The sequence below is a fragment of the Stutzerimonas stutzeri genome (assembly GCF_002890915.1).
Lineage (GTDB): Bacteria > Pseudomonadota > Gammaproteobacteria > Pseudomonadales > Pseudomonadaceae > Stutzerimonas > Stutzerimonas stutzeri_AF.
Map to the genome: position 1 here is coordinate 535,577 of NZ_POUT01000002.1, position 24,673 is coordinate 560,249.

23 protein-coding genes are annotated in these 24,673 nt (G+C 66.6%); 14 read left to right on the plus strand and 9 right to left on the minus strand.

Features of this window, described 5'->3' with window-relative positions; all coding sequences use genetic code 11:
• Nucleotides 1-160: 160 nt before the first annotated feature.
• Together CXK94_RS06295 and CXK94_RS06300 are read right to left on the minus strand one after the other, a co-directional pair.
• Nucleotides 161-586 (minus strand): DUF2141 domain-containing protein, encoded by a 426-nt coding sequence (locus CXK94_RS06295; RefSeq protein WP_037042176.1) that lies wholly within the window; start codon nt 584-586, stop codon nt 161-163.
• Nucleotides 587-649: 63 nt separating this feature from the next.
• The gene (locus CXK94_RS06300) at nt 650-1,198 is read right to left on the minus strand and encodes a rhodanese-like domain-containing protein (RefSeq protein ID WP_037042174.1); all 549 of its coding nucleotides are present in this window, start codon (nt 1,196-1,198) and stop codon (nt 650-652) included.
• A 421-nt stretch (nt 1,199-1,619) separates the two neighbouring features.
• Here CXK94_RS06300 and CXK94_RS06305 point away from each other — a divergent pair, with 421 nt between their 5' ends.
• The 8 genes from CXK94_RS06305 (at nt 1,620) to CXK94_RS06340 (ending at nt 10,349) form a co-directional block, all read left to right on the plus strand.
• Entirely contained in the window at nt 1,620-2,075 is a 456-nt protein-coding gene (locus tag CXK94_RS06305) for a hypothetical protein (RefSeq protein ID WP_037042172.1), read from the plus strand.
• A gap of 101 nt (nt 2,076-2,176) precedes the next feature.
• The gene (locus CXK94_RS06310; RefSeq protein ID WP_037042169.1) at nt 2,177-2,614 is read left to right on the plus strand and encodes a YqaA family protein; all 438 of its coding nucleotides are present in this window, start codon (nt 2,177-2,179) and stop codon (nt 2,612-2,614) included.
• A 16-nt stretch (nt 2,615-2,630) separates the two neighbouring features.
• A complete protein-coding gene (locus CXK94_RS06315; protein ID WP_102893664.1) occupies nt 2,631-3,707 on the plus strand; it encodes an AraC family transcriptional regulator in 1,077 nt (358 codons plus the stop codon).
• A 386-nt stretch (nt 3,708-4,093) separates the two neighbouring features.
• Nucleotides 4,094-4,861: an SDR family NAD(P)-dependent oxidoreductase gene (locus CXK94_RS06320; RefSeq protein ID WP_102893665.1), complete on the plus strand. Its 768-nt coding sequence runs from the start codon at nt 4,094-4,096 to the stop codon at nt 4,859-4,861.
• Between the two features lie 11 nt (nt 4,862-4,872).
• Nucleotides 4,873-6,057 carry an acetyl-CoA C-acyltransferase gene (locus CXK94_RS06325; protein WP_102893666.1) on the plus strand — a complete coding sequence of 395 codons (1,185 nt, stop codon included), beginning with the start codon at nt 4,873-4,875 and terminating at the stop codon, nt 6,055-6,057.
• Nucleotides 6,058-6,067: 10 nt separating this feature from the next.
• The gene (locus tag CXK94_RS06330) at nt 6,068-7,207 is read left to right on the plus strand and encodes an acyl-CoA dehydrogenase (RefSeq protein ID WP_102893667.1); all 1,140 of its coding nucleotides are present in this window, start codon (nt 6,068-6,070) and stop codon (nt 7,205-7,207) included.
• 296 nt (nt 7,208-7,503) lie between these two features.
• Entirely contained in the window at nt 7,504-9,123 is a 1,620-nt protein-coding gene (locus tag CXK94_RS06335) for a long-chain fatty acid--CoA ligase (RefSeq protein ID WP_102893668.1), read from the plus strand.
• A 143-nt stretch (nt 9,124-9,266) separates the two neighbouring features.
• Nucleotides 9,267-10,349, plus strand: coding sequence for a CaiB/BaiF CoA transferase family protein (locus CXK94_RS06340; protein WP_102893669.1), 1,083 nt, complete (start codon nt 9,267-9,269; stop codon nt 10,347-10,349).
• A gap of 343 nt (nt 10,350-10,692) precedes the next feature.
• Here the strand turns inward: CXK94_RS06340 and CXK94_RS22520 are convergent, their stop codons facing one another.
• The 6 genes from CXK94_RS22520 to CXK94_RS06370 all read right to left on the minus strand — a co-directional run bounded on the left by CXK94_RS22520 (nt 10,693) and on the right by CXK94_RS06370 (nt 17,519).
• A complete protein-coding gene (locus tag CXK94_RS22520) occupies nt 10,693-10,902 on the minus strand; it encodes a hypothetical protein (protein ID WP_219726486.1) in 210 nt (69 codons plus the stop codon).
• A gap of 1,023 nt (nt 10,903-11,925) precedes the next feature.
• Complete coding sequence (locus tag CXK94_RS06350; protein ID WP_102893671.1) at nt 11,926-13,077, minus strand: acyl-CoA dehydrogenase family protein; 1,152 nt, start codon at nt 13,075-13,077, stop codon at nt 11,926-11,928.
• Nucleotides 13,078-13,165: 88 nt separating this feature from the next.
• The gene (locus CXK94_RS06355) at nt 13,166-14,260 is read right to left on the minus strand and encodes an enoyl-CoA hydratase/isomerase family protein (RefSeq protein ID WP_102893672.1); all 1,095 of its coding nucleotides are present in this window, start codon (nt 14,258-14,260) and stop codon (nt 13,166-13,168) included.
• A gap of 2 nt (nt 14,261-14,262) precedes the next feature.
• Nucleotides 14,263-15,153, minus strand: a complete 891-nt coding sequence (mmsB, locus tag CXK94_RS06360; protein WP_102893673.1) for a 3-hydroxyisobutyrate dehydrogenase — start codon at nt 15,151-15,153, stop codon at nt 14,263-14,265.
• Nucleotides 15,154-15,186: 33 nt separating this feature from the next.
• A complete protein-coding gene (locus tag CXK94_RS06365) occupies nt 15,187-15,960 on the minus strand; it encodes an enoyl-CoA hydratase (RefSeq protein WP_037044101.1) in 774 nt (257 codons plus the stop codon).
• 47 nt (nt 15,961-16,007) lie between these two features.
• Nucleotides 16,008-17,519 (minus strand): CoA-acylating methylmalonate-semialdehyde dehydrogenase, encoded by a 1,512-nt coding sequence (locus CXK94_RS06370; protein ID WP_102893674.1) that lies wholly within the window; start codon nt 17,517-17,519, stop codon nt 16,008-16,010.
• 148 nt (nt 17,520-17,667) lie between these two features.
• Here CXK94_RS06370 and CXK94_RS06375 point away from each other — a divergent pair, with 148 nt between their 5' ends.
• Nucleotides 17,668-18,561 (plus strand): LysR family transcriptional regulator, encoded by an 894-nt coding sequence (locus tag CXK94_RS06375; protein WP_102893675.1) that lies wholly within the window; start codon nt 17,668-17,670, stop codon nt 18,559-18,561.
• Nucleotides 18,562-18,786: 225 nt separating this feature from the next.
• Here CXK94_RS06375 and CXK94_RS06380 read toward each other — a convergent pair whose 3' ends face one another.
• Nucleotides 18,787-19,155 carry a YgaP-like transmembrane domain gene (locus tag CXK94_RS06380; RefSeq protein ID WP_102893676.1) on the minus strand — a complete coding sequence of 123 codons (369 nt, stop codon included), beginning with the start codon at nt 19,153-19,155 and terminating at the stop codon, nt 18,787-18,789.
• Nucleotides 19,156-19,329: 174 nt separating this feature from the next.
• Here CXK94_RS06380 and CXK94_RS06385 point away from each other — a divergent pair, with 174 nt between their 5' ends.
• From CXK94_RS06385 to kdpB, 5 genes are all read left to right on the plus strand, one after another.
• Entirely contained in the window at nt 19,330-20,007 is a 678-nt protein-coding gene (locus CXK94_RS06385; RefSeq protein WP_256046220.1) for a DUF47 family protein, read from the plus strand.
• A gap of 126 nt (nt 20,008-20,133) precedes the next feature.
• Complete coding sequence (locus CXK94_RS06390) at nt 20,134-20,673, plus strand: SixA phosphatase family protein (RefSeq protein WP_256046219.1); 540 nt, start codon at nt 20,134-20,136, stop codon at nt 20,671-20,673.
• 133 nt (nt 20,674-20,806) lie between these two features.
• Entirely contained in the window at nt 20,807-20,896 is a 90-nt protein-coding gene (locus CXK94_RS06395) for a potassium-transporting ATPase subunit F (RefSeq protein WP_037045191.1), read from the plus strand.
• 8 nt (nt 20,897-20,904) lie between these two features.
• The gene (kdpA, locus tag CXK94_RS06400) at nt 20,905-22,605 is read left to right on the plus strand and encodes a potassium-transporting ATPase subunit KdpA (protein WP_102893678.1); all 1,701 of its coding nucleotides are present in this window, start codon (nt 20,905-20,907) and stop codon (nt 22,603-22,605) included.
• A gap of 11 nt (nt 22,606-22,616) precedes the next feature.
• Complete coding sequence (gene kdpB / locus CXK94_RS06405; RefSeq protein WP_102893679.1) at nt 22,617-24,668, plus strand: potassium-transporting ATPase subunit KdpB; 2,052 nt, start codon at nt 22,617-22,619, stop codon at nt 24,666-24,668.
• Nucleotides 24,669-24,673: the final 5 nt, after the last annotated feature.

Below are 24,673 nucleotides of genomic sequence, written 5' to 3' on the forward strand. Positions count from 1 at the left end.
ACTCGCAAGGCGTCACGGTAGCCGCACGCCTTGTGGGCGAACGGCGGGTTCGGGCAACTATCGCAGAAGCCGCTGGCGAGTGCCATGACCGGGGGCGAGGACACAGGCCGGGCGCGGCAGGTTCGCCTGGCGACGGCGGTCTCGTGCGGCGCAACCGCCTTCAGTAGCGCATGTCGATGCTGATTGCGGTGGTGCCGCCGTCCACGTTGAATGCGCTGTCCTTGAATGCCGGCGGGCCCATCACGTCGGGGTTGTTCGACAGGCCGTAGCCTTCGGTGGGGAACATGCCGAAACGGCGGTCCAGCTGGCCGTTGGCGTTCTCGTCGTGATAGGCCATGACCGCGTATTCGCCCGGCTCCAGCCCGCTGAACGCTACCTCGACCGTACCGATCGCGGCCGCCGCCTGCTGCACTGCAAGGGCCTTGGCTTCCTTGCGGAAGGTGTCCGGTTGCCGGTAGAGGCCGACCCGCACCGTCCCGCGCTCATGCTGGATGCCGACCAGGGCGACCTTCAGGCTCTGCGTGTCCGCCAGGCTGCTGCCCGCGCTGGCGAGCCCGAGCAGTAGAGCCAGAAAATATCGTGTCATTCGATCCTCCGTACTTCATCGACCGTTGCAGTGCGCCGATCGCACCAGGCGCAGCATACGGTTTCACCGGCGATCGGTGCGGTAGATCTTTTCCGGATTCATCTTCGGGCTCCACGGCAGGCCGGCGTTCTGCCAACCGTTCTGCAGGCGGAAACCGGCCTGCGGCCCTTCGCCGATGGCCGAGCCCTGGAAGCCATGGACCACGTAGCGTGCGTTGGGGAAGCCGTTCTCGCGCAGGAAGTCCGCGCTCGGTTTGCCGCGTTCGCTGCCCGAGCGGCACATGGTGATGATCTCGGTGTCGGGGCCCAGCCCGCGCTTGTCCAGTTCGGCCTGGATCTGCGCGATGAAGTCCGGGTTGCGGTTGGTCTGGAACGCGCCTCGTTCCTCGTTCCAGGCGCTGCGGTCGACCAGCAGGTAGGGGACGTTGATGTCCACCGCGTCGGTGAAGCCGACGAACATGATTTCCACCGGGTCGCGCACATCGACGAACAGCACCGGCGCGGCTTCTTGCTGGGCTCGGGCGTAGGCGTCCTGGGGAGAAACTTCGAGCTCGACCGCCTGGGCGGCGAACGCCAGTAGGCCGAGCGAGGCGGCGATCAGTAAGGGCTTCATCGGGATGCTCCAGTCGTTGGGAATGGGGTTGCGTGGGCAGCGTTGCGAGTAGGCATCTTATACCCTTAGGGGTATATGTACAGATAGGAGCGGGGCGCCGAGCATCCCTCGAAGTCGTACCAGAAATGCCGTATCGACCTGCCGCATGCCGCCGAACGCGCGGGCCGGGTAGGACCTCATCCTTGGCCGCGACCGGCCACTCGGCAATGATCTGTAGCAAGGTTGCGGGCGGTGCGCGCCTCGCAGGGTGATCCGGTGAGCTAGTCTCTTAACCACGGTCATGGAAGGCCGCGTGACGAGAGTGCAGGCTCGGATCACCGACGGGCAGGGCGACGCCGATGCCTTTTCACTGCGCATGGCTTTGCCGGGATGCCGGCAAGGCCGCGTCGGAATATCAACAGACCCCTGGAGAGACTTGGCGATGAAGATCGAGCGATTCGAAGACCTGATCGACTGGACGCGGGATACGCACAACCTGCTCGCCAGGTGCATGGCCCGTTGTTCCGACAAGCACGAGGAAACGCGCGCCAAATGGCTGCTGGTGTACATCGCCGATCATGAGCGTGCCTTGGCCGAGACCATCGACAAGATCGAAAAGCACGCCGACCCCAAGGCGCTGCACACCTGGATCTACGACTACCTGGCGCGCAACCCGGTACTACGCAACCAGGCCTGCAAGTCGTACGACACCATGACCGTGGAAGAGATATCCCTGGATATCTTCCTCACCCACAACCAGGTCATCGACCTGTATCGCTCCCTGGCGCGGCGTGCCGAGATCGACGGCGCCCGTGAGCTGGCCGAGGACCTGTTGCGGCTGGAGGAGCACGAGACCATGCGCCTGGCCCAGCAGGTCAACCGCATACACGAAATGTAGCGGTCGCCGGGGCGCCTGCATCGCCTCGATGACGCAGGCGCGAGGCGATCTTTTCGAGCATACTGCCCGGCCAATTCCGGCTGCCGACCAAGAGGCGGTGGATGCTCGAGCTTTCCGCTTATCCCGCGCTTTTTCTGGCGGCACTCGGTGCCGCGACGCTGCTGCCGATGCAGTCCGAGGCGGTCCTTGCCGGGCTGCTGCTTTCCGAGCGTTATCCGGCCTGGGCGCTGGTCGCGGTGGCCAGTGCCGGCAACGTGCTGGGGTCGATGCTGAACTGGCTGCTCGGCCTTTACCTCGAGCGTTGGCGCGACAAGCGCTGGTTCCCGGCCAGTGCGCGGCAGCTGGCGCAGGCGCAGCGGCACTACCATCGCTACGGGCGCTGGACGCTGCTGCTCAGCTGGGTGCCCATCATCGGCGATCCGCTGACGCTGGTCGCCGGGGTCATGCGCGAGCCGCTGTGGAGCTTCGTGCTCATCGTCGCGCTGGCCAAGACGGTGCGTTACCTGATGGTGATGGGCTTGACCCTCGGTTGGATGTGAGGCGAGAGTCTGCCGCATGGAAATCGAACCTTCATCCCCGTCGGGCAGGCAAACAAGCGCCGCCACGGCAACCGGCCCCGCCAAGGACAGCATCTCCGTACGGCTGGTGGAAGAGGCACTGCTGGGCTTCGTCCGGCCCGGTCGATCGGCCGCGCGGCTGCTGGAGGAAATCGGCCTCGACGCCACCTGCCTGCAGGACCCCGACGGCCGCATGGAGGTCAGCGACTACACCCGGCTCTGGCTGCGCCTGGCCAAGCGCTTCGACGACGAATTCTTCGGCATGGACCCGCGCCGCCTGCGCTCGGGCAGCTTCGTCTTCCTCAGCCGCAGCTGCATCCAGCAGCCGACGCTGGAGAGGGCGCTGGTGCAGGCGCTGGGCTTCCTCGGGCTGGCGCTGGAGAATTTTCGCGGCAAGCTGATCCGCAGCCAGAGCCTGGCCGAGGTCGTGCTGCGCGAGCGCACCGCCGAACCCGGTCGCGCCTTCTGCTACTTCACCTTCTGGATGCTGCTGCACGGGCTGGCCTGCTGGCTGGTCGGGCGGCGCATCCCACTGCTCGCCGTCGAGTTGCGCTGCGCCGAGCCGGCATATACCGCCGACTACCGCGTGATGTTCTCCGACAACCTGCGCTTCGGCCGGCCTTCGACGCGCATCATCTTCGCCGCCGAGGTGCTCGACCTACCGATCCGCCGCAGCGAGAGCGAGCTGCGCAGCTTTCTCGCCGAGGCGCCGGCCAACATCCTGGTGCGCTATCGCGATCATTCCAGCCTCGCCAGCCGCATCAAGCAGCACCTGCGCAGCCTGCCGGCCGAGCACTGGCCGGACGGCGAGACGCTGGCGCAGGAACTCTGCATGTCCGCCTCGACCCTGCGCCGTCGGCTGGCGGAGGTGGGCCAGCCGTACCAGACGATCAAGGATGCGCTGCGCCAGGAGATGGCCACCGAATGGCTGGCCGATGCCTCGGTGAGCTACGGCGAGATCGCCGAACGACTGGGATTCGCCGATGTCAGCTCGTTCTACAAGGCGTTTCGCAAGTGGACGGGAACCAACCCGGGGCATTACCGCAACCTCATCCTGGCGCCGGAAAGACGCTGAGCTGCTTTCCTGAGGCGCCAGCCCGGGATGAGCTTCAAGGTTTTCAGCAGCCCTTCGGCCTGCAGTCGCCGCGAGGGCGCACCTCCCACAGGGGCGCCGTGTGCGCTGGCGGCTTTTTGTGGGAGGCCCGACCTCGGGGCGATGCTTCTGGGCTTCTGGCGGGCCTGCGGCCCGCATCGCCGCGAGGGCGCGTCCACGGGTTCGGTATGTACATGCTGCTTTGTGAGGGCCCGTCGCCCGGGGCGATGCTTTTCGAGCTTGCTTGCCTTTTGCCATTGGCCAAAACGGTCAAGCAGGTTGAGAGCATCGACCATTGCCGCCCCCGTCCGGTTGACCAAAGATGAACCAGGCTTCGCACCGAATAACAACAAGCACGGGAGAACGCCATGCAGATTCGCGACAACGTATTCCTCATCACCGGCGGCGCCTCGGGCCTCGGCGCCGCGGCTGCCGAGGCGCTGGTCGAGGCGGGCGGCAAGGTGCTGCTCGCCGACCTCGATGAAGGCGCCGCCATCGCCCGGGCCGAAGCGCTCGGCGCCAGCGCCCTGGGCGTGCAGGCCGATATCCGCGACGAGGCGGCGGCGCGACGTGCCATCGCCGCCGCGCGCGAGCGCTTCGGTGGCCTGCACGGGCTGGTCAACTGCGCCGGCGTCGCCGGGGGCGAAAAGGTCCTCGGCCGCCATGGGCCCCATGCGCTGGACAGCTTCAGCCGCATCGTCGGCATCAACCTGATTGGCAGCTTCAACATGCTGCGCCTGGCGGCCGAAGCCATGGCCGAGAACCCGCCGGATGCCGATGGCGAGCGCGGCGTGATCGTCAATACCGCCTCGATCGCCGCCTTCGACGGACAGATCGGCCAGGCCGCCTATGCCGCCTCCAAGGGCGGCGTGGTCAGCATGACGCTGCCCGCCGCGCGCGAACTGGCGCGCTTCGGCATTCGGGTGATGACCATCGCGCCCGGCGTGTTCGAGACGCCGATGATGGCCGGCATGCCCGAGGAGATCCGCGCTTCGCTCGCCGCCGGCGTGCCGTTCCCGCCACGCCTGGGGCGCCCGGCCGAATATGCCGCGCTGGTCCGCCACATTTTCGAGAACGGCATGCTCAACGGCGAGGTGATCCGCCTCGACGGCGCCTTGCGCATGGCCGCCAAGTGAAGGAAGCGAAGATGAAAGATGATCCCATCGTAATCGTCAGCAGCGCCCGCACGCCCATGGGCGGATTCCAGGGCGATCTCAAGGGCCTGAGCGCGCCCGAACTGGGCGCCGCCGCGATCCGCGCAGCGGTCGAGCGCAGTGGTTTGCCGCCGGAAAACGTCCAGGAGGTGCTGATGGGCTGCGTGCTGCCCGCCGGCCTCGGCCAGGCACCTGCACGCCAGGCGGCGCTGGGCGCGGGGCTGACCCGGGCCACCACCTGCACCACGCTGAACAAGATGTGCGGCTCCGGCATGCAGGCGGCGATCCTCGCCCACGACCTGCTGCGCGCCGGCAGCGCCGACATCGTCGTCGCCGGCGGCATGGAAAGCATGTCCAATGCACCCTATCTGCTGGACAGGGCGCGGGCCGGTTACCGCATGGGCCATGGCCGCGTGCTGGATCACATGTTCCTCGACGGCCTCGAGGATGCCTTCGACAAGGGTCGGCTGATGGGCACCTTCGCCGAGGATTGCGCCCAGAGCCACGGTTTCAGCCGCGAAGAGCAGGACGCCTACGCGCTGGAATCCCTGCATCGTGCCCGATCGGCCATCGCCAGCGGTGCCTTCGCCGAGGAAATCGTCGTGCTGCAAACCCCCCAGGGCAAACAGCAGCGTCTGATCCGTGACGATGAACAGCCGCCCAAGGCGCTGCCGGAGAAAATCCCCAGCCTCAAGCCGGCGTTCCGCGAGGGCGGCAGCGTCACCGCCGCCAACTCCAGCTCGATTTCCGATGGCGCCGCGGCGCTGCTGCTGATGCGCCGCTCCGAAGCCGAGCGCTGGGGCCTGCAGCCGCAGGCGCTGATCCGTGGCCATGCGGCCTTCGCCGACGCGCCGAACCTGTTCCCGACCGCCCCCATCGGCGCGATCCGCAAACTGCTGGAGCGCACCGGCTGGGGAATCGGCGAGGTCGACCTGTTCGAGATCAACGAGGCTTTCGCCGTGGTCGCCATGGCCAGCATGCGTGAGCTCGGGCTGGACCATGCCAGGGTCAACGTCAACGGCGGCGCCTGTGCGCTGGGCCATCCGATCGGCGCTTCCGGTGCGCGCATCCTGGTGACCCTGCTCTCGGCGTTGCGTGCCCGCGGGCTGCGACGCGGGGTGGCGGCCATCTGCATCGGCGGCGGGGAAGCCACCGCCATGGCCGTCGAACTGCTCTGAGGAGGCGCCCATGCTGCCCAATGAAGATCAACGCGCGATCGCCGAGATGGCGCGGCAGTTCGCCCGCGAGCGGCTCAAGCCCTTCGCCGAGCGGTGGGACCGCGAGCACCGCTATCCGGCCGAGGCGATCGGCGAGATGGCCGTGCTCGGCTTCTTCGGCATGCTGGTGCCGGAGCAGTGGGGCGGCAGCGACACCGGCTACCTGGCCTATGCCATGGCGCTGGAGGAGATCGCCGCGGGCGATGGCGCCTGCTCGACCATCATGAGCGTGCACAACTCGGTGGGCTGCGTGCCGATCCTGCGCTTCGGCAACGACCAGCAGAAGCGCGACTTCCTCACCCCGCTGGCGCGCGGCGAGCAGATCGGCGCCTTCGCCCTGACCGAGCAGCAGGCCGGCTCGGATGCCAGCAACCTGCGCACCCGCGCCCGGCGCGAGGGCGACCATTACATCCTCGACGGTGCCAAGCAGTTCATCACCTCCGGCAAGCACGCCGGCACGGTGATCGTTTTCGCGGTGACCGATCCGGACGCCGGCAAGCGCGGCATCAGCGCCTTCATCGTGCCCACCGACAGCCCCGGCTACCAGGTGGTGCGGGTCGAGGACAAGCTCGGCCAGCATGCCTCCGATACCTGCCAGATCGCCTTCGAAGGCCTGCGCGTACCGCTCGCCAACCGCCTCGGCGAGGAGGGCGAGGGCTACCGGATCGCCCTGGCCAACCTCGAGGGCGGGCGCATCGGCATCGCCGCCCAGGCGGTCGGCATGGCCCGCGCGGCATTCGAGGCGGCGCGCGACTATGCCAACGAACGCGAAACCTTCGGCAAGCCGATCATCGAGCACCAGGCGGTGGCCTTCCGCCTGGCCGACATGGCGACCCGGATCGCCGTCGCGCGGCAGATGGTGCACCACGCCGCCGCCCTGCGCGAAGCCGGCCGGCCGGCGCTGGTGGAGGCCTCGATGGCCAAGCTGTTCGCTTCCGAGATGGCCGAGCAGGTCTGCTCGGCGGCGATCCAGACCCTCGGCGGCTATGGTTATCTGGCCGATTTCCCGGTGGAGCGCATCTACCGCGACGTGCGAGTCTGCCAGATCTACGAAGGCACCAGCGACATCCAGCGCCTGGTGATCGCGCGCAATCTCGGAGGGCCGCACTGACTGCTGCCGATCCGATAAAGCTTTTTAGCCACTCGGTGGCTATGGCACAGGGCGCTTTTGTGGAGCCAGCTTGCTGGTGATCGGCGGTTCATCCGCATCGCCCCGACACAGGCCGACATTTCACGGCAACAAACGCTTAACCGGCTCGTATTAGCCGGACTGACCCCACCGCATGCGTGCCGTAGCGAGGGGAGCGACAACCGTAACCAGTGAAACGATGCCGGTAGAACGCGTTTCCTCGACCGGCGCTTCGAAAATAAAAACAAGACGAGGTAGGAAACATGCAACCAGGTCTGATGCAGAATGCCCCCCTGTTGATCAGCAGCATTCTCGTACATGCGGTGCGCGCCCATGGCGACCGCGAAATCGTCTCGCGGCTCGTCGACGAGCCGATGTGGCGCTACGACTATTCGGGCCTCGCCACGCGCGCGGCGCAGGCCGCCTCGATGCTGCGAAAGCTCGGCATCGGTCCCGGCGACTGCGTGTCGTCGCTGGCCTGGAATACCCATCGCCACTACGAACTGTTCTTCGCCGTACCGGGCATCGGCGCCGTGCTGCACACCGCCAACCCGCGGCTGTCCGACGAGCAGATCGTCTACACCCTCAACCATGCCGGCAGCCAGGTGTTGCTGTTCGACAGCAGCTTCGCCGACTGCGTCGCAAGGCTGCGGCCGCGGCTGGGCAATATCCGTCATTTCATCGAACTCGCCGTCCAGCCGACTTCCTCGCTCGCCGACGTGCAGGGCTATGAAGGCCTGATCGCCGCCGAGCAGCCGCTGGACTGGCCGCAATTCGACGAGAACGCCGGCGCCGTGCTCTGTTATACCTCCGGCACCACGGGCGATCCGAAAGGCGTGCTCTACAGCCACCGTTCGGTGGTGCTGCACGCCATGGCGGCGGGGCTTTCCAGCGCCTTCGGGCTGTCCGCCTTCGACTGCATCATGCCGTGCTCGTCGCTCTACCACGGCACCGCCTGGGGCCTGCCGTTCGCCGCGGCGATCAACGGCTGCAAGTTCGTCCTGCCGTGCGACAAGATGGACGGGCCGAGCCTGCAGCAACTCATCCAGACCGAGGGCGTGACGCTTTCCGGCGGCGTGCCGACCATCTGGACCCTGTACCTCGCCCATCTGGAGCGCAGTGGCGAGGATTCCGGCACCCTGCAGCGGCTGGTGATCGGCGGTTCCGCCGTGCCGCGCGCGATGGCCGAGACCTTCCAGACCCAATACGGCGTCGCGGTCTGCCAGCTCTGGGGCATGACCGAGACCAGCCCGCTGGGCGTGGTGGCGACGCCGACGCCGAAGCTCGCCGAGCGTGGCCAGCAAGCCACCAACGACACCATCTGGACGCGCCAGGGGCGCCTGCAATTTGGCATCGAGCTGAAGGTGGTCGACGAGCAGGGTCGCGAGCTGCCGTGCGATGGCATGAGTTCCGGCCGCCTCAAGGTGCGCGGGCCCTGGACGGTCGAGCGCTACTACCGCAGCGAAGCCAGTGCGCTGGACGAGGACGGCTGGTTCGACACCGGCGACATCGCCACCCTGGATGCCGACGGTTTCATGCGCATCACCGACCGCAGCAAGGACGTGATCAAGTCCGGCGGCGAGTGGGTCAGCTCCATCGACATCGAGAACGTCGCCGCCGCCTGTCCGGGAGTGAAAGTGGCGGCGGTGGTCGGTGTGTTCCATCCGAAATGGGAAGAGCGCCCGGTGCTGGTGATCGAGCCGCACGGCGATGCCGAGGTCAGCGTGGAGAAGATCCTCGCCCACCTGGAGCCGAACATCGTCAAGTGGTGGATGCCCGATGCGGTGATCTTCGACGCGGTGCCGCTGACCGCCACCGGCAAGATCGACAAGAAGGTGCTGCGCGAGCGGTACCGCAACCACCTGGTCGAGAATCAGGCGAACGCAGTTAACCAGTAAGGCCTGGCTGCGAGCGTAATGCCGTTCGAATAAAGCGTCAGACATTGCATCTCCCCTCTCCCGCAAGGGGGAGAGGGGACTCATGTGCTCTGGCAGATAACTGAACAGCATTACGGCTGCGAGCAGGCCTGGGGGGGAAATCGATGACGGAGCGTTGTGAATCCCGGCAGGGTCCCCTGCTGGGCCTGCGGGTGCTGGAATTCGCCGGAATCGGGCCGGGGCCGCATTGCGCGATGCTGCTGGCGGACATGGGCGCCGAGGTGCTGCGTATCGAGCGCGAAGGCGGCACCGGCTGGCCGAACCCGGTGGTCGATCGCGGACGCAAGACGCTGACGCTGGACATCCGCAGCGCGGCCGGTCGCGCGCGCTGCCTGGAGCTGGCGCAGGATGCCGATGTGCTGATCGAAGGCTTCCGCCCCGGGGTCATGGAACGGCTGCGGCTGGGGCCGGACGAACTGCTGGCGCGCAACCCCCGGCTGGTCTACGGGCGCATGACCGGCTGGGGCCAGAGCGGGCCGCTGGCCAAGGCGGCCGGGCACGACATCAACTACATCGCGCTGACCGGCGCGCTGGCGGCGATACGCGGCGAGAGCGGGCCGGCGGTGCCGCCGCTGAACCTGGTCGGGGATTTCGGTGGCGGCTCGCTGTACCTGACCGTCGGCATTCTCGCGGCGCTGTGGGAGCGCGAACGCTCCGGCTGCGGCCAGGTGATCGATGCGGCGATCGTCGATGGCGTGTCGTCGCTGATGAGCTTCTTCGCCGGCCTGCTGCCCGACGACCGTATCGACCTGCAGCGCGAGCGCAACCTGCTGGGCGGCGCTGCGCCCAACTACCGCTGCTACCGTTGTGCCGACGGCCGCGAGATCGCCATCGGGCCGCTCGAACCACAATTCTGGCGGGAACTGCTCGAGCGCATCGATGCACCGGAAGCCCTCTGGCATGGCTGTGCCGATCCGGCCGACTGGGCTGCGCAGGGCAGGCTGCTGGAGCAGCTATTCGCCAGTCGCACCCAGGCCGAATGGTGCGCGTTGCTGGAGGGCAGCGATGCCTGTTTCGCCCCGGTGGTGACCCTGCAGGAGGCGGCAGGGCATCCACACCTGCGCCAGCGCGGTGTCTACCAGGAGCTGGACGGCCTGCTGCAGGTGGCCCCCGCGCCACGCTTCTCGCGCACGCCGGGCAAGGCGCGCCGGACGCTGCGCATCACAGCCGACCTGGGCTGGGATTGAGGGGGGAAGAGGGCGCGCTGCAGCGTTCCAGCGCACCGCCGCCCGTGGCCGCAATACCCCGTCAGCGGTCGCCGGGCGAGCATGTTGTTCACATGAAAACTTATTAAGCGGTCGGTCAGATTATTCAGTTGCGCAAGTTGCGAATGGGACCGCCCGGCCCTGTTGCAGGGCCGCATACTTGTACTAGCCATCGCCCGGTAAACAACTAAAATCTTTCACGACACATCCTGCCATGGCGCTGTAACAGGCGAGCTAGACGAGCCGCACGTCGGCCCGCATTGCGGGCTCGCGAGAGCTGGCTAACATGAAACCTGTGGCTGCTTATTACAACAAAAACGGGGAGTCAAACGTCATGAATAATAATGCCGAACAAATAGTAGCGCTCGAGTTGTGTCGTTTCCTCGCGCATTGTGTCGCTGCGTTTGTTGTCGTTGGAATGTTGTTCATAGGACTCATAGGGTCGTGGGATGTGGCCCTTGAAGTTGGTGTCGTACCCCTGCTCGCTATTGCGGCTTGTGACCTCACCGCTCGACGGAAGGAAAATGCTATCCAAACAGCGGACGCCTGATCTGCCTGCAGCCCAGGCGAATCGAATCGCCTCGATGCAATCAGTGGTTTGCAGAGTTGACGCACGCACCTGGCGGCTTGGCAGCGGGAGGCATGCCAAGCCGCTTCGCGCTTCCTGCGCCCCCGCCGCAACGCACTGCCTGAATTCTTCTTCGATTGCAGCCGAGCGCCCATCGCCTGGTAACGGCAAGCACGGGCGGGTGTTACCGCGTGGTCGCGCTGTAACGGCAGCTGGGGCGCGTGGTAACGCAATGCCACCTGTTTTTGCCGGAGGGGTGGTGACGAAAAATCGTAACTTACTGATATTTATAGAATTTTAAAAGTTGGCACGCTGCCTGCTTTGTCATGCGTACAACAAAAACAAGAAAGCTGAACCCCATAACAAGAACAACACGTAGCGGCTCCGACACAATAAAAACAAGCATGTGGAGGCGTAGCAAACTGATTCTTTTGGAGAGGAATTGCCCGACAGGTCTCCTGTCGACCGGGCCGAGAACGACAAAACTGCCTCGAGGCAGCGCCAGAACCGGTTGAGCCCGCAAGGGCAGTGGCAACATCAGCGACCAAAATAATCCGTTTGTTCTTTGAGTCCTGAATGGGACCGCTTTTCGGACGCTCGTCCGACCGGGTCGCCAATCAGAACAACAAGCCCGTCAGCAGAAAAAGAACAAAGCAATATCTCTTGGAGGGGGAGCCGCAAGGCTCCCCCTTTCTTAATTCTGGTGCATGCTCTTCAGGCTTCAGGCTTCAGGCTTCAGGCTTCAGGCTTCAGGCTTCAGGCTTCAGGCTTCAGGCTTCAGGCTTCAGGCTTCAGGCTTCAGGCTTCAGGCTTCAGGCTTTTTGGCAGGCCTTCGGCCTGCATCGCCGCGAGGGCGCGCCTCCCACTGGGTTCGGTGTGCACCGGCTGCTTTTGTGGGAGGCCCGACCCCGGGGCGATGCTTTTCAAGCTTCAAGCAGTCACTGCGGCTGTCGTCTCTGCGCGAGGCCGGCCGCCGGTTCCCGGCTACGGCTACAAGGAATAATTCGCCAGTTCGCGCGCGATGAGCATGCGCTGAATCTCGCTGGAGCCCTCGTAGATCTGCGTGATCCGCGCGTCGCGGTAGTAGCGTTCCACCGGGTAATCCTCCAGATAGCCGTAGCCGCCGTGGATCTGCACGGCCTGCGAGCAGACCTTCTCGGCCATTTCCGAGGCGAACAGCTTGGCCTGGGAGGCTTCCGAGAGGCAGGGCAGGCCGGCGCTCTTCAGGCGGGCGGCATGCAGGATCAGCAGCCGCGTGGCGTTCAGTTGGGTCTGCATGTCGGCCAGCATGTTGGCGATGCTCTGGTGCTCGGCGATCGGCTTGCCGAACTGCACGCGCTCGCGAGCATAGAGCAGGGCGGCTTCGAAGGCTGCGCGGGCGATGCCCAGGGCCTGTGCGCCGATGCCGATGCGCCCGCCCTCCAGGTTCGACAGGGCGATGGCCAGGCCCTTGCCCCTTTCGCCGAGCAGGTTGGCCTGCGGTACGCGGCAATCGCTCAAGGTCACCGCGCAGGTATCCGAGGCGCGGATACCCATCTTGTGTTCGCTGCGTTCCACGGCGAAGCCGGGGGTAGCGGTCGGCACCAGGAAGGCGGAAAGGCCCTTCTTGCCCAGCTCCGGATCGGTCACGGCGAAGACGATGGCCAGCTTCGCGCGCCGGGCGTTGCTGCAGAACTGCTTGCTGCCGTTGAGCACCCACTGGCCGTCCACCAGTTCGGCACGGGTACGCAGGTTGTGCGCCTCGGAGCCGGCCTGCGGCTCGGTGAGGGCGAAGCAGCCGATGGCGCGGCCGCTGGCCAGTTCCGCCAGCCATTCGTCCTGCTGTGCCTGCGAACCGTAGTTCAGCACCGGGCCGCAGCCGACCGAGTTGTGGATGCTCATCAGCGCGCCGGTGGCGCCGTCGCCGGCGGAGATTTCCTCCACCGCCAGGGCGTAGGCGACGTAATCGATATAGCTGCCGCCCCACTGTTCCGGGACGACCATGCCGAGCAGGCCGAGCTCGCCCATCTGGGCGACCAGGGCGTCGTCGATCCAGCCGGCCTTTTCCCAGGCCTGGGCGTTGGGTGCGATCTCGCGACGGGCGAAGTCGCGCGCCATATCGCGGATCATGCGTTGGTCTTCGCTGAGTTCCAGGTCATGCATGACACCACTCCTTCTTGTTCTTGTGGCGGGGCGATGAAGAACCGGGCGGATCTGCGCGGTGTCTTCATCGCGATCCGGGGCGTGTGCTTCAGGCTGTCGCCGTGCGTCTCGCCTTGCCGACGGCCGGTTTGAAGCCCTCGAAGAAACCCTGCACCCGCTCGGGGGTAACGGCGTCCAGGCTCGGCGGGTTCCAGCGCGGGGTCTTGTCCTTGTCGATGATCAGCGCGCGCACGCCTTCCATGATGTCGCCCTTGGCGAACCACTGGCGGTCCAGGTGCAGCTCCAGCGCGAAACACCCGGCCAGCGGCAGTTCGCGGCCACGCCGCAGCATTTCCAGGGTCACGCCCATCGCCAGCGGCGAGCGGCTGTCCAGCACCTTGACGGTTTCCTCGGCCCAGTCGGCGAATTCGGCACGGGTCTCTGCCGCCAGCGACGCCCGGATGGCCGGCACGTCCGGCTGGGAGAAGTGCGTGTCGATGGCTTGGTGCAGCGCCTTGAGTTCCGAGCCGGGCAGCTTGTTGGTGCCCAGGGTGGCCACCAGGGTGCGCAGCGCCTCCTGTGGGTGGATGGACCAGCTCATGTGGTCGAGGCAGCGATCCAGCTCGGCGATCTGGTCATGGGCGATGCACCAGTCCGCCAGACCGACGTGCAGTGCATCGGCGGCGCGGACCTGCAGGCCGGTGACGCCCAGGTAGGTGCCCAGCTCGCCCGGCAGGCGCGAGAGGAAATAGCTGCCGCCGACATCCGGGAAGTAGCCGATGGCGACTTCCGGCATGCCCATGCGCACACGCTCGGTCACCACCCGCAGCGAGGCGCCCTGGACCAGGCCCATGCCGCCGCCGAGGACGAAGCCGTCCATCAGCGCCAGCAGCGGCTTGGGATAGGCGTGGATGTACTGGTCGAGGGCATATTCCTCCTCGAAGAAGGTCTCGTGCGCGTCGTCGCCACGCTGGAAGCTGTCGTACAGCGAGCGGATGTCGCCGCCGGCGCAGAAGGCCTTTTCGCCGTTGGCCCGCAGCACCACCGCGTGGATCTGCGGATCGACCGCCCAGGCGCTGAGCTGCTGCTGCAGCAGGCGGACCATTTCCAGGGTGACGGCATTGAGCCCGGCCGGGCGGTTGAGCGTGAGGTGGCCGACGTGGTTGCGCACGGCCGCCAGCACGGGGCGTTCGGTTGCACTCATGATCAGGTGTCCTTGCGGTACTGGTTGATGATCGCCGAGAAGTCCAGGCCGCCATTGCCCTGGGCGCTGAAGCTCTGGTAGAGCTGCTGGGCGAGGGCGCCGAGGATCACCGGCTGGCGCACCTGTTTTGCCGCCTCGGTGGCCAGGCCCAGGTCCTTGAGCATCAGGTCGCTGCCGAAACCGCCGCTGTAGCCACGCGAGGCGGGTACGTTGTCCAGCACACCGGGGAAGGGATTGTAGGTGTCCGAACTCCAGCAGCGGCCGCTGGAGGTGTTGATCACCCCGGCCAGGGTCCGGGCGTCCATGCCCAGCGCCACGCCCAGGGCCATGGCCTCGGCCACGCCGATCATGGAGATGCCCAGCAGCATGTTGTTGGCGACCTTGGCCACCTGGCCGTTGCCGGCGTCGCCGCAGTGCACGATGTTCTTGCCCATGGCGGCGAGAATCGGCTGGGCATGGTCGAAGTCGGCCGCGCTGCCGCCGACCATGAAGGTCAGGGTGCCGGCCGCGGCGCCGCCGGTGCCACCGGAGACCGGCGCATCGAGCATCGGGTTGCCGTGCGCGGCGGCGGCCGCGGCGACGTCGCGGGCGCTGTGCGGGTCGATGGTGGAGCAGTCGATCAGCATCACCCCCGGACGGCTCCGGGCGATCAGGCCGTTCTCGCCCAGGTACACGCTCTTCACGTGGGGCGCGGCGGGCAGCATGGTGATGATCAGCTCGGCGTTGCCCTGGGCGATCGCGGTGGGCGAGTCGACCGGCAGCGCGCCGGCCTTGACCAGGCCGTCGACGGCCAGGGCGTTGAGATCGAAGACGCTGAGCTGGTGGCCTGCCTTGAGCAGGTTATGGGCCATGGGCGCGCCCATGTTGCCCAGACCGATGAATCCGATATGCATGGCTTTGTTCCTCTTGTTATTGCCCGCTGCGAATTAACGATTGCTGAATTCAGGCTTGCGCTTCTCGGCGAACGCCGCCATGCCTTCCTTCTGGTCGGCGGTGGCGAACACCGCATGGAACACGCGACGCTCGAAGCGGATGCCCTCGGCCAGGGTGGTCTCGAAGGCGCGGTTGACGCTCTCCTTGATCATCATGGTGGCCGGCAGGGATTTCTCGGCGATCGTCCGGGCGGCCTTGAGGGTTTCCTCCAGCAGGCTTTCCTGCGGGAAGATGCGCGCCACCAGGCCGGCGCGTTCGGCTTCCTCGGCGTCCATCTGGCGGCCGGTCAGGCACAGGTCCATGGCCTTGGCCTTGCCGACGGCACGGGTCAGGCGCTGGGTGCCGCCGATGCCCGGCAGCACGCCGAGGTTGACTTCCGGCTGGCCGAAGCGGGCGTTGTCGGCGGCGAAGATCATGTCGCACAGCAGCGCCAGCTCGCAGCCGCCGCCCAGCGCGTAGCCGGCCACCGCGGCGATCAGCGGCTTGCGGCGGCTGGCGATGCGGTCGGCTTCGGCGAAGAAGTCGTCCAGGTAGATCTGCGGGTAGTTCAGCCCGGCCATTTCCTTGATGTCGGCACCGGCGGCGAAGGCCTTGGCCGAGCCGGTGAGCACGATGCAGCCGATCTCTGGATCGGCCTCCAGCTGGCCCAGCGCCTGGTTCAGTTCGCTGATCAACTGGGCGTTGAGCGCGTTGAGCGCCTGCGGCCGGTTGAGGGTGATCAGCGCGACGCGTTCCTGGATGTCGACGAGCAGGGTTTCGAATGTCATGTAGGCGTCCTTGAGGGCCGGCGCGTCCGCCGGCCCGGTGGGTGATGTCACTTCAGGTTGATGGTGGTGTTGACCGGGCCGCCGACCTCGTTCTCGTCGAACCAGCGTTCGGTGATGGTCTTGGTCTGGGTGTAGAACTGCACCACCTGCTTGCCGTAGGGGCCTAGGTCGCCGAGCTTGGAGGCGCGCGAGCCGGTGAAGGAGAACATCGGCACCGGCACCGGGATCGGCACGTTGATGCCCACCTGGCCGACGTCGATCTCCTCCTGGAAGTGCCGCGCCGCCGCGCCGGAGCGGGTGAAGATGGCGGTGCCGTTGCCGTTGGGGTTGGCGTTGATCAGGGCGATGGCGTCGTCCATGGTGTCGGCCGCCATGATGCAGAGCACCGGGCCGAAGATTTCCTCGCGGTAGATGCTCATCTCGGGGGTGACGCCGGAGAACAGGGTCGGGCCGACGAAGTTGCCGTTCTCGTAGCCGGCGACGCTCGGGTTGCGGCCGTCCAGCTCCAGCTTGGCGCCTTCCTGCACGCCGCGTTCGATCAGCCCGCTGACGCGATCCAGCGCCGCGCAGGAGACCAGCGGGCCGACATCGGTGCCGGCCTCGACGCCGGCGTTGACCTTGAGCGTCCTGGCCTTGGCCACCAGGTCCGGAATCCAGGCCTGCGCCTCGCCCACCAGGATCACCACCGACAGCGCCATGCAGCGCTGGCCGGCCGCGCCGAAGGCCGCGCCGGCGAGGTTGTTGAGGGTCTGCTCCTTGTGCGCATCGGGCAGCACGATGGCGTGGTTCTTCGCGCCCATCATGCACTGCACGCGCTTGCCGGCCAGGGAGGCGCGGTTGTAGACGTGGGTGCCGACCTTGGTCGAGCCGACGAAGGACACCGCCTTGATGTCCGGATGGTCGCAGATGGCGTTCACCGCCTCGGCACCGCCGTGCACCACGTTGAGCACGCCCGGCGGCACGCCGGCTTCCAGCGCCAGCTCGGCCAGGCGCATGGTGACCATCGGGTCCTGTTCGGAGGGCTTGAGGACGAAGGTGTTGCCGGTGGCGATGGCCATCGGGAACATCCACAGCGGGATCATCGCCGGGAAGTTGAACGGGGTGATGCCGGCGCAGACGCCCAGCGGTTGCAGCAGGGTGTAGGTGTCGACCCCGCTGGCGACGTTGTTGGCCAGCTCGCCGAGCTGCAGGTTGCCGATGCCGGCGGCATGCTCGACCACCTCCAGGCCGCGGAAGACGTCGCCCTCGGCGTCGGCCAGGGTCTTGCCCTGTTCGGCGGTGAGGATCGCCGCCAGTTCCTTCATGTTCTCGCGAATCAGCTGCTGGTATTTGAGGAAGATCCGCGCCCGCGCGCCGATGGGCGTCTTGCGCCAGCTCTTGAAGGCTTCCTTGGCGCTGGCGACGGCGCGGTCGATTTCCGCGGCGGTGGCGAACGGCACCCGCGCCAGGACTTCCTGGGTCGCCGGGTTGACGATGTCGCGCCATTGCCCGGTGGTGGATTCGACGAATTGCCCGTCGATCAGCAGTTTGACGGTAGAAATGGAACTGGAAGTGGTCATAGTGCTCTCCGGCCTGACTCAGGCACTGTTGTTGTTATTGGCTCGCGGACAGCTGCGAGGGTTGTATTGAATGTAGCAATGCAAAAAATCACATTACAATGCGGTCGACTGCAGAGTCGCTCTGCATAAATGCACAGGAAGGTCGACCATGGACTGGGACAATCTGCGTTATTTTCTCGAAGTCGCGCGGGCGGGGCGGCTGACGACCGCGGCGCGCCGGCTGGCGGTCGACCACACCACCGTGTCGCGGCGGCTGCAGGCGCTGGAAAAAAGCATGGGCCTGCAGCTTTTTCTACGCGAGCCGGGCGGCTACAAGCTCACCGAGGCCGGGCGCAGCCTGCTGCCGCGGGTCGAGGCGATGGAAAGTGCCAGCGTGGCGATCGAACACTCCCTGCCCAGCATCGGCGACAGCCTTTCCGGGCAGGTGCGTATCGGCGCGACCGAAGGCTATGGCATCGTGATGCTCGCCGGCCAGCTCACCGGGCTCAGCCAGCGCTACCCGCACCTGAACATCGACCTGCTGGCGCTGCCGCGCGCGGTGCGCCTGTCGCGCCACGAGGCGGACATCGTCATCACCCTGGAGCGCCCGGAACGCGGACCGTTCATCATCAGCCGGCTCACCGACTACGTGCTGCGACTGTATGCGGCACCAGGCTACCTGGCCGGGCACGCGCCGATCCGCAGCCGTGAAGACCTCGCCGGGCATCGCTTCGTCAGCTATGTGGACGACCTGCTGTTCAGCAAGGAGCTGCTGTTCCTCGATGGCATCGCCGATGCGCGTGCCGTCGGCCTGCGCAGCACCAGCCTGCTGGCCCAGCAGGAAGCGGTGGCGATGGGCGCGGGGATTGCCATTCTGCCGGCCTTCTCGGCCGATGCCGACCCGCGCCTGCAGTTGCTGCTGCCCGCTGAAATCAGCTTCACCCGCACCTTCTGGATGCTGATGCCCATCGAGTTCAAGGACCTGGCGCGCATGCGCACCACCTGGGACTACCTCAAGGAGATGGCACAGCAGAACCAGGGGCGGCTGATGGGGCAGGGGTGATTCAACATTTTTAGTGGCTCTTTGGCAGGCCTTGCGGCCTGCATCGCCCCGAGGTCGGGCCTCCCACAAAAAGCCGCCAGCACACACGGCGCCCCTGTGGGAGGCGCGACCCGCGGCGATGCTTTTGATCTTCAGGCTGTAGGGCGGGCTTCAGCCCACCGACAGGGCCCGCTCTGGTGGGCTGAAGCGGAACGCCGCCCGGTCCACGCTACGGTGCTTCAGGCTTCAGGCTTCAGGCTTCAGGCTGCCGCGCGGCGTCGGGTGGGTTTCATGGCCCATCGGCGTGGTGTCGGGCAATTGCACGCCTTCGTCGGCGAAGTCCGGACTGTGCACTTCCGAATCCAGCGGCATATGGCTGTAGCGCTGGCTGGGCAGCGCCGGTTTCGCCTCCCGTTCGGTCAGCATGCGCTTGGCCTCGCAGCGCCCGCTGATGCCACGCGCGAGCGCCATGCCGCCCATCGCCAGTTCCAGCAGCCCGCCGAGGCCGCCGCGGCGCAGCCCCTTGCCCAGCAGCACCAGCCCGCCGGCCAGTGAGGCAGCCCGCTCCCAGCCGTGGACATTCTGTGGGGGCGTCTTGTCGAACAATCGGTTCATGGCTGCTTGCCTCGGTAGGGAGTCGTTCACTAAATGACTGCCTCGCCCGGGAAGCGTTCCGCCTGCAGCTGGCTGAGCCGGGTCTTTCGTCCTCCTGTCATGTATTGGTAACCCTGCAGGGCATTCAATCGGCATTACATGAATACCCCCTTGACTCGCAGGGAGAGGTGCCGGATGCCTGCAAAATACCTGTCCGAACTGATCGCCCGTTCGCCATTCGCCCAGTTGCAGCAGCACTTCGCTCAGGTGCACGCCGGCGCGAAGCTGTTGTTGCCTTTCATGAGGGCGGCCGGCGACGGCGACTGGCGCCGTGCCGGGCAACTCGAACAACAGCTCCAGGAGCTGCGGCAAGAAGCCGACCGGGTTGCCAGGAACCTGTGCCTGCACCTGCCCGGTTCGCTGTTCATGCCGGTGCCCCGTGCGGATCTGCTCGATCTGTTGCGTGTCCAGAGCCACCTGGGGACGCGCCCCGGCGAAATCGCTCGCCTGGTATCGCTGCGCCAGATGTCCGTGCCGCTGCCGTTGCAGGATGGGGTGCGGCTACATCTGGCGCGTGCCGTGGATGCCGTTGCGCAGGCCATGGCGCTTGTGGATGAGCTCGACGAACTGCTGGAAAGCGGTTTTCGTGGCCGCGAGGTGGGCAAGGTCGAGGCCATGCTCGCCGAACTGATCAACCTCGACGAGGCGTCGAAACGGCGAAGGGACGAAGCGGCCGGGGTGCTGATCGGCCTGGAAAACCAGTTGGCGGCAACGGACGTATTCGCGCTTCACCGGTTGATCGAGCTGATTGCCGAACTCTCCGAAGGGGCCCGGCAGGTCGGCTTGCGCCTGGAGCAATTAGTGGAGGCATGAGTGGCATGGCGCGCGCCGGGCGCTCGCCTGCTGCACGGGTGCCGAAATCGGAACGGCGCCATTCACTATTCTTCAGTCAGGCCGGGCCTGCCGCACAGGCCGCCAGAAAGCGAGGCGGAATACGACGTGAAGACACTATCCGGGCTTCCCATCAAGGTCGGTACACACAAAACGCTGGTCCTGGTCCGTCATGCCAAGACGCGCAAGAGCGACCTGTCGCTGCCGGATCGAGAGCGGGCCCTGAGCGAGCGGGGCAGAAAGCAGCTGATGGTCATGGGCAAACGCCTCGCCCGATCCGGCTGCAAGGTCGACCTGATCGTCACCAGCCCCGCCTTGCGGGCTCTTGCCACCGCCCGGGCACTGGCCAGGATGCTGGGCTATCGCCGCAAGGACCTGGTGATCGACGAGCAGCTGTACGCCTGCCAGGCGAATGACCTGTTGCGAATCGTTCAGCATCTCGACGATGAGCTGCAGAGCGTGCTGCTCGTCGGACACAATCCGCAGCTCAGCGAGCTTGCCCATCGCTTCAGGCACGACATCACCCATTTGCCGACCTGCGCGGTCGCCGTGTTCCGCTTCGACGTCCGTTGCTGGTCGGAGGTCGGCTCGATCGCGCCAACGGCGGTGAGCGTCGACTGCCCCCGGAAGAAATCGCAGGTGCTGTGAAAACCCGCTCGATCGCCGCTTAAAAAATACGCTTTCTTTACGCCGCCCTGCCGGCTGCGCAATCGAATCTTTACGCCGACTGCTCCGACACTTCGCCTACACGCATTGACGCGTCATACGGAGCGGATCACCCATGACCATACTCGACGGGCTCGCACTGGGCCTGGCCATCGTCCTTTTCTTCTACCTGCTGGTTGCGCTGTTGCGCGCCGAACGTAGCTAGGGGGTCGCATGCACGCCAACGATTACTGGCTGCTTGCGGCCTTTTTCCTCCTCGTGCTGGCGCCGGCCCCCTGGCTCGGGCGCTACCTGTTCCGGGCCATGGAAGGCCAGCGGACCTGGTTGACGCCCGTGCTGGGGCCGGTCGAGCGGCTGTGTTACCGCGCCGCCGGCATCGATCAGGAGCGTGAGCAGAGCTGGAAGAGCTACAGCCTGGCCTTGCTCGGCCTGACCGCGGCCAGTCTGCTGGGGCTGTTCGCGATGCTGATGCTGCAGGGGCAGTTGCCGCTCAACCCGCAGAAGTTGCCGGGTCTCGAATGGCACCTGGCGCTCAACACGGCGGTGAGCTTCGTCACCAACACCAACTGGCAGGCCTACAGCGGTGAAGCCCAGCTCAGCTATTTCAGCCAGATGCTCGGGCTCGGCGTGCAGAACTTCGTCAGCCCGGCGGTCGGCCTGGCGGTGCTCGTGGTGTTCTGCCGCGCGCTGTTGCGCCGCAGCACCAACGTGATCGGCAATTTCTGGGTCGATGTGACCCGCGCCGTGCTCTATGGCCTGTTGCCGTTCAGCCTGGTCCTCGCGTTGCTGCTGGTGTGGCAGGGCGTACCGCAGAGTCTGGCCGACTACACCCAGGCGATCACCCTGCAGGGTGCCGAGCAGAGCATCCCGCTGGGCCCGGCGGCCAGCCAGATCGCGATCAAGCAACTGGGTACCAACGGCGGCGGCTTCTTCGGTGTCAACTCGGCGCATCCGTTCGAGAATCCGACGGCCTGGAGCAACCTGCTGGAGGTGGTCTCGATCCTGCTGATTCCGGCGGCGCTGGTATTCATGTTCGGCCACTACGTGCGCGACCTGCGCCAGAGCCGGGCGATTCTCGCCTGCATGCTGTTGCTGTTCGTTCTCGGCCTGGGCACCGCCCTGGTCGCCGAACACCAACCCAACCCGGCTTTCGCCGAGCTGGCGGTGGAGCAGCAGGGGTCGCTCGAAGGCAAGGAAAGCCGTCTCGGCATCGCCGCCTCGGCGTTGTGGGCGGTCACCACGACCGCGGCGTCGAACGGCTCGGTCAACGCCATGCACGACAGTTTCAGCCCGCTCGGGGGCATGGTGGCGCTGTTCAACATGATGCTCGGCGAGATCGTCTTCGGCGGTGTCGGCGCGGGCCTGTACGGCATGCTGCTGTTCGTGCTGGTCACGGTTTTCCTGGCCGGGCTGATGATCGGCCGCACGCCGGAGTACCTCGGCAAGAAGCTCGAGGCACGCGAAGTCCGCCTGCTGGTGGCGACGCTGCTGGTCATGCCGGTGGGCGTGCTGGTGCTGGCGGCGCTGGGGGTCAGCCTGCCGGGAGCGGCCGCGTCGATCGGCAACCCCGGCCCGCATGGCCTGAGCCAGATTCTCTACGCCTACACCTCGGGCACCGGCAACAATGGCTCGGCGTTCGCCGGATTCGGTGCCGGCACCACCTACCACAACCTGATGATCGCGCTCGCCATGCTGCTGGGCCGCTTCGGATTCATCCTGCCCGTGCTGGCCATCGCCGGCAGCCTGGCGGCCAAGCAGCGCGCGCCGGTCGATGCGAACAGCTTTCCGACCCATGGGCCGCTGTTCGTGACCCTGTTGACGGTGGTGATCCTGCTGGTCGGCGGGCTGACATTCCTGCCGGCGCTGGCGCTGGGCCCGATCGCCGAACACTTCGTCTTGCTGCAAGGTTTCTGAGGAAGGTCACGATGAACGTCCGTCAAACGGCACTCGACAGTGCCGAGCAACAACCCGCCACTTCGTTCGCCATGCTGTACAAGCCGGCGTTGCGCCAGGCCCTGGTCAAGCTCGACCCGCGGCAGCTCGCGCGCTCGCCGGTGATGCTGGTGGTCGAGCTCACCGCCATCGTCACCACCCTGCTGTGCTTCGTGCCGGATGCCGCGGTGATCCGTGCGGTGGCGGTGCAGATCGCCCTGTGGCTGTGGTTCACCGTGCTGTTCGCCAACTTTGCCGAAGCGCTTGCCGAGGGACGTGGCAAGGCCCGTGCCGACAGCCTCAAGGCCGGCACGCAAGGGCTCGAAGCGCGCCTGCGGAGCGCCGGCGGCGAGTACCGGCAGGTGCCGGCGAGCAGCCTGCGCCGCGGCGACGTGGTGCGGGTCGAGGCCGGCGAACTTATCCCGGGCGACGGGGAGGTCATCGAAGGTATCGCCGCCGTCAACGAGGCGGCGATCACCGGCGAGTCGGCGCCGGTCATCCGCGAATCGGGAGGAGACCGCTCGGCGGTCACCGGCAACACCCGCGTGGTATCGGACTGGCTGCTGGTGCGCATCGGCAGCGACCCGGGCGAGTCCACGCTGGACCGGATGATCGCCCTGGTCGAAGGGGCCAAGCGGCAGAAGACTCCCAACGAGGTCGCCCTGGACGTCCTGCTGATCGGGCTGACGCTGATCTTCCTCGTGGTGGTCGCCACCTTGCAGCCCTTCGCCCGTTTCGCCGGGGGCGATCTGCCGCTGGTGTACCTGGTCGCGCTGCTGGTGACGCTGATCCCCACCACCATCGGCGGCTTGCTGTCGGCCATCGGCATCGCCGGCATGGACCGCCTGGTGCGCCTCAACGTCATCGCCAAGTCCGGCCGGGCGGTGGAGGCGGCGGGCGATGTCCAGGTGCTGCTGCTGGACAAGACCGGCACCATCACCTTCGGCAACCGGCGCTGCAGCGCGATGGTGAAGGCGCCGGGCGTGTCGGCCACGGAGCTGTCGCATGCCGCGCTGCTGTCGTCGCTGGCCGACGACACGGCCGAAGGCAAGTCCATCGTCGAATACCTGCGCGCCCTGGCACCGATGACGGAGCCGGTCGGGCAGGCGGTGAGCAGCATCCCGTTCAGCGCGGAAACCCGCCTCTCCGGTGCCGACTACCAGGGCCGGCGCTATCGCAAGGGGGCGGTGGACGCCGTGCTCGGTCACCTGGGCATGGGCCCCGAACAGGTGCCGCCGGTACTCGCACGCGAGGTCGAGAAGATTGCCCAGAGCGGCGGCACGCCCCTGCTGGTGTGTGCCGATGAGCGGCTGCTGGGCGCCATCCATCTCAAGGATGTGGTCAAGCCGGGCATCCGCGAACGCTTCGCCGAGCTGCGCCAGCTGGGCATTCGCACGGTGATGGTCACCGGCGACAACCCGCTGACGGCCGCCGCGATTGCGGCCGAGGCGGGCGTCGATGACGTGATTGCCGAAGCGACGCCGCAGAAGAAGCTGCAGCGCATTCGTCAGGAGCAGGCCGAGGGCAAGATGGTCGCCATGTGCGGCGACGGCGCCAACGATGCGCCAGCGCTGGCGCAGGCCGATGTCGGCATGGCGATGAACGACGGCACCCAGGCGGCGCGCGAGGCGGCGAACCTGGTCGATCTGGACTCCGATCCGACCAAGCTGCTCGACGTGGTACAGGTGGGCAAGCAGCTGCTGGTGACCCGGGGAGCGCTGACGACCTTCTCGGTCGCCAACGATGTGGCGAAATATTTCGCCATCCTGCCGGCGCTGTTCATCGGCATCTATCCGCAGCTCTCGGTCCTGAACCTGATGCAGTTGCACAGTTCCGAGAGCGCCATCCTGTCGGCCATCGTCTTCAATGCGCTGATCATCGTCGGCCTGATCCCGCTGGCGCTGCGTGGCGTGCAGGTGCAGGCCGCCGACTCGGCCAGCCTGCTGCGGCGCAACCTGCTGGTCTACGGCCTGGGCGGTCTGGTCGCGCCCTTCGTCGGGATCAAGTTGATCGACCTCTTGCTGACCGCGGTCGGCCTGGCCTGAAGCCC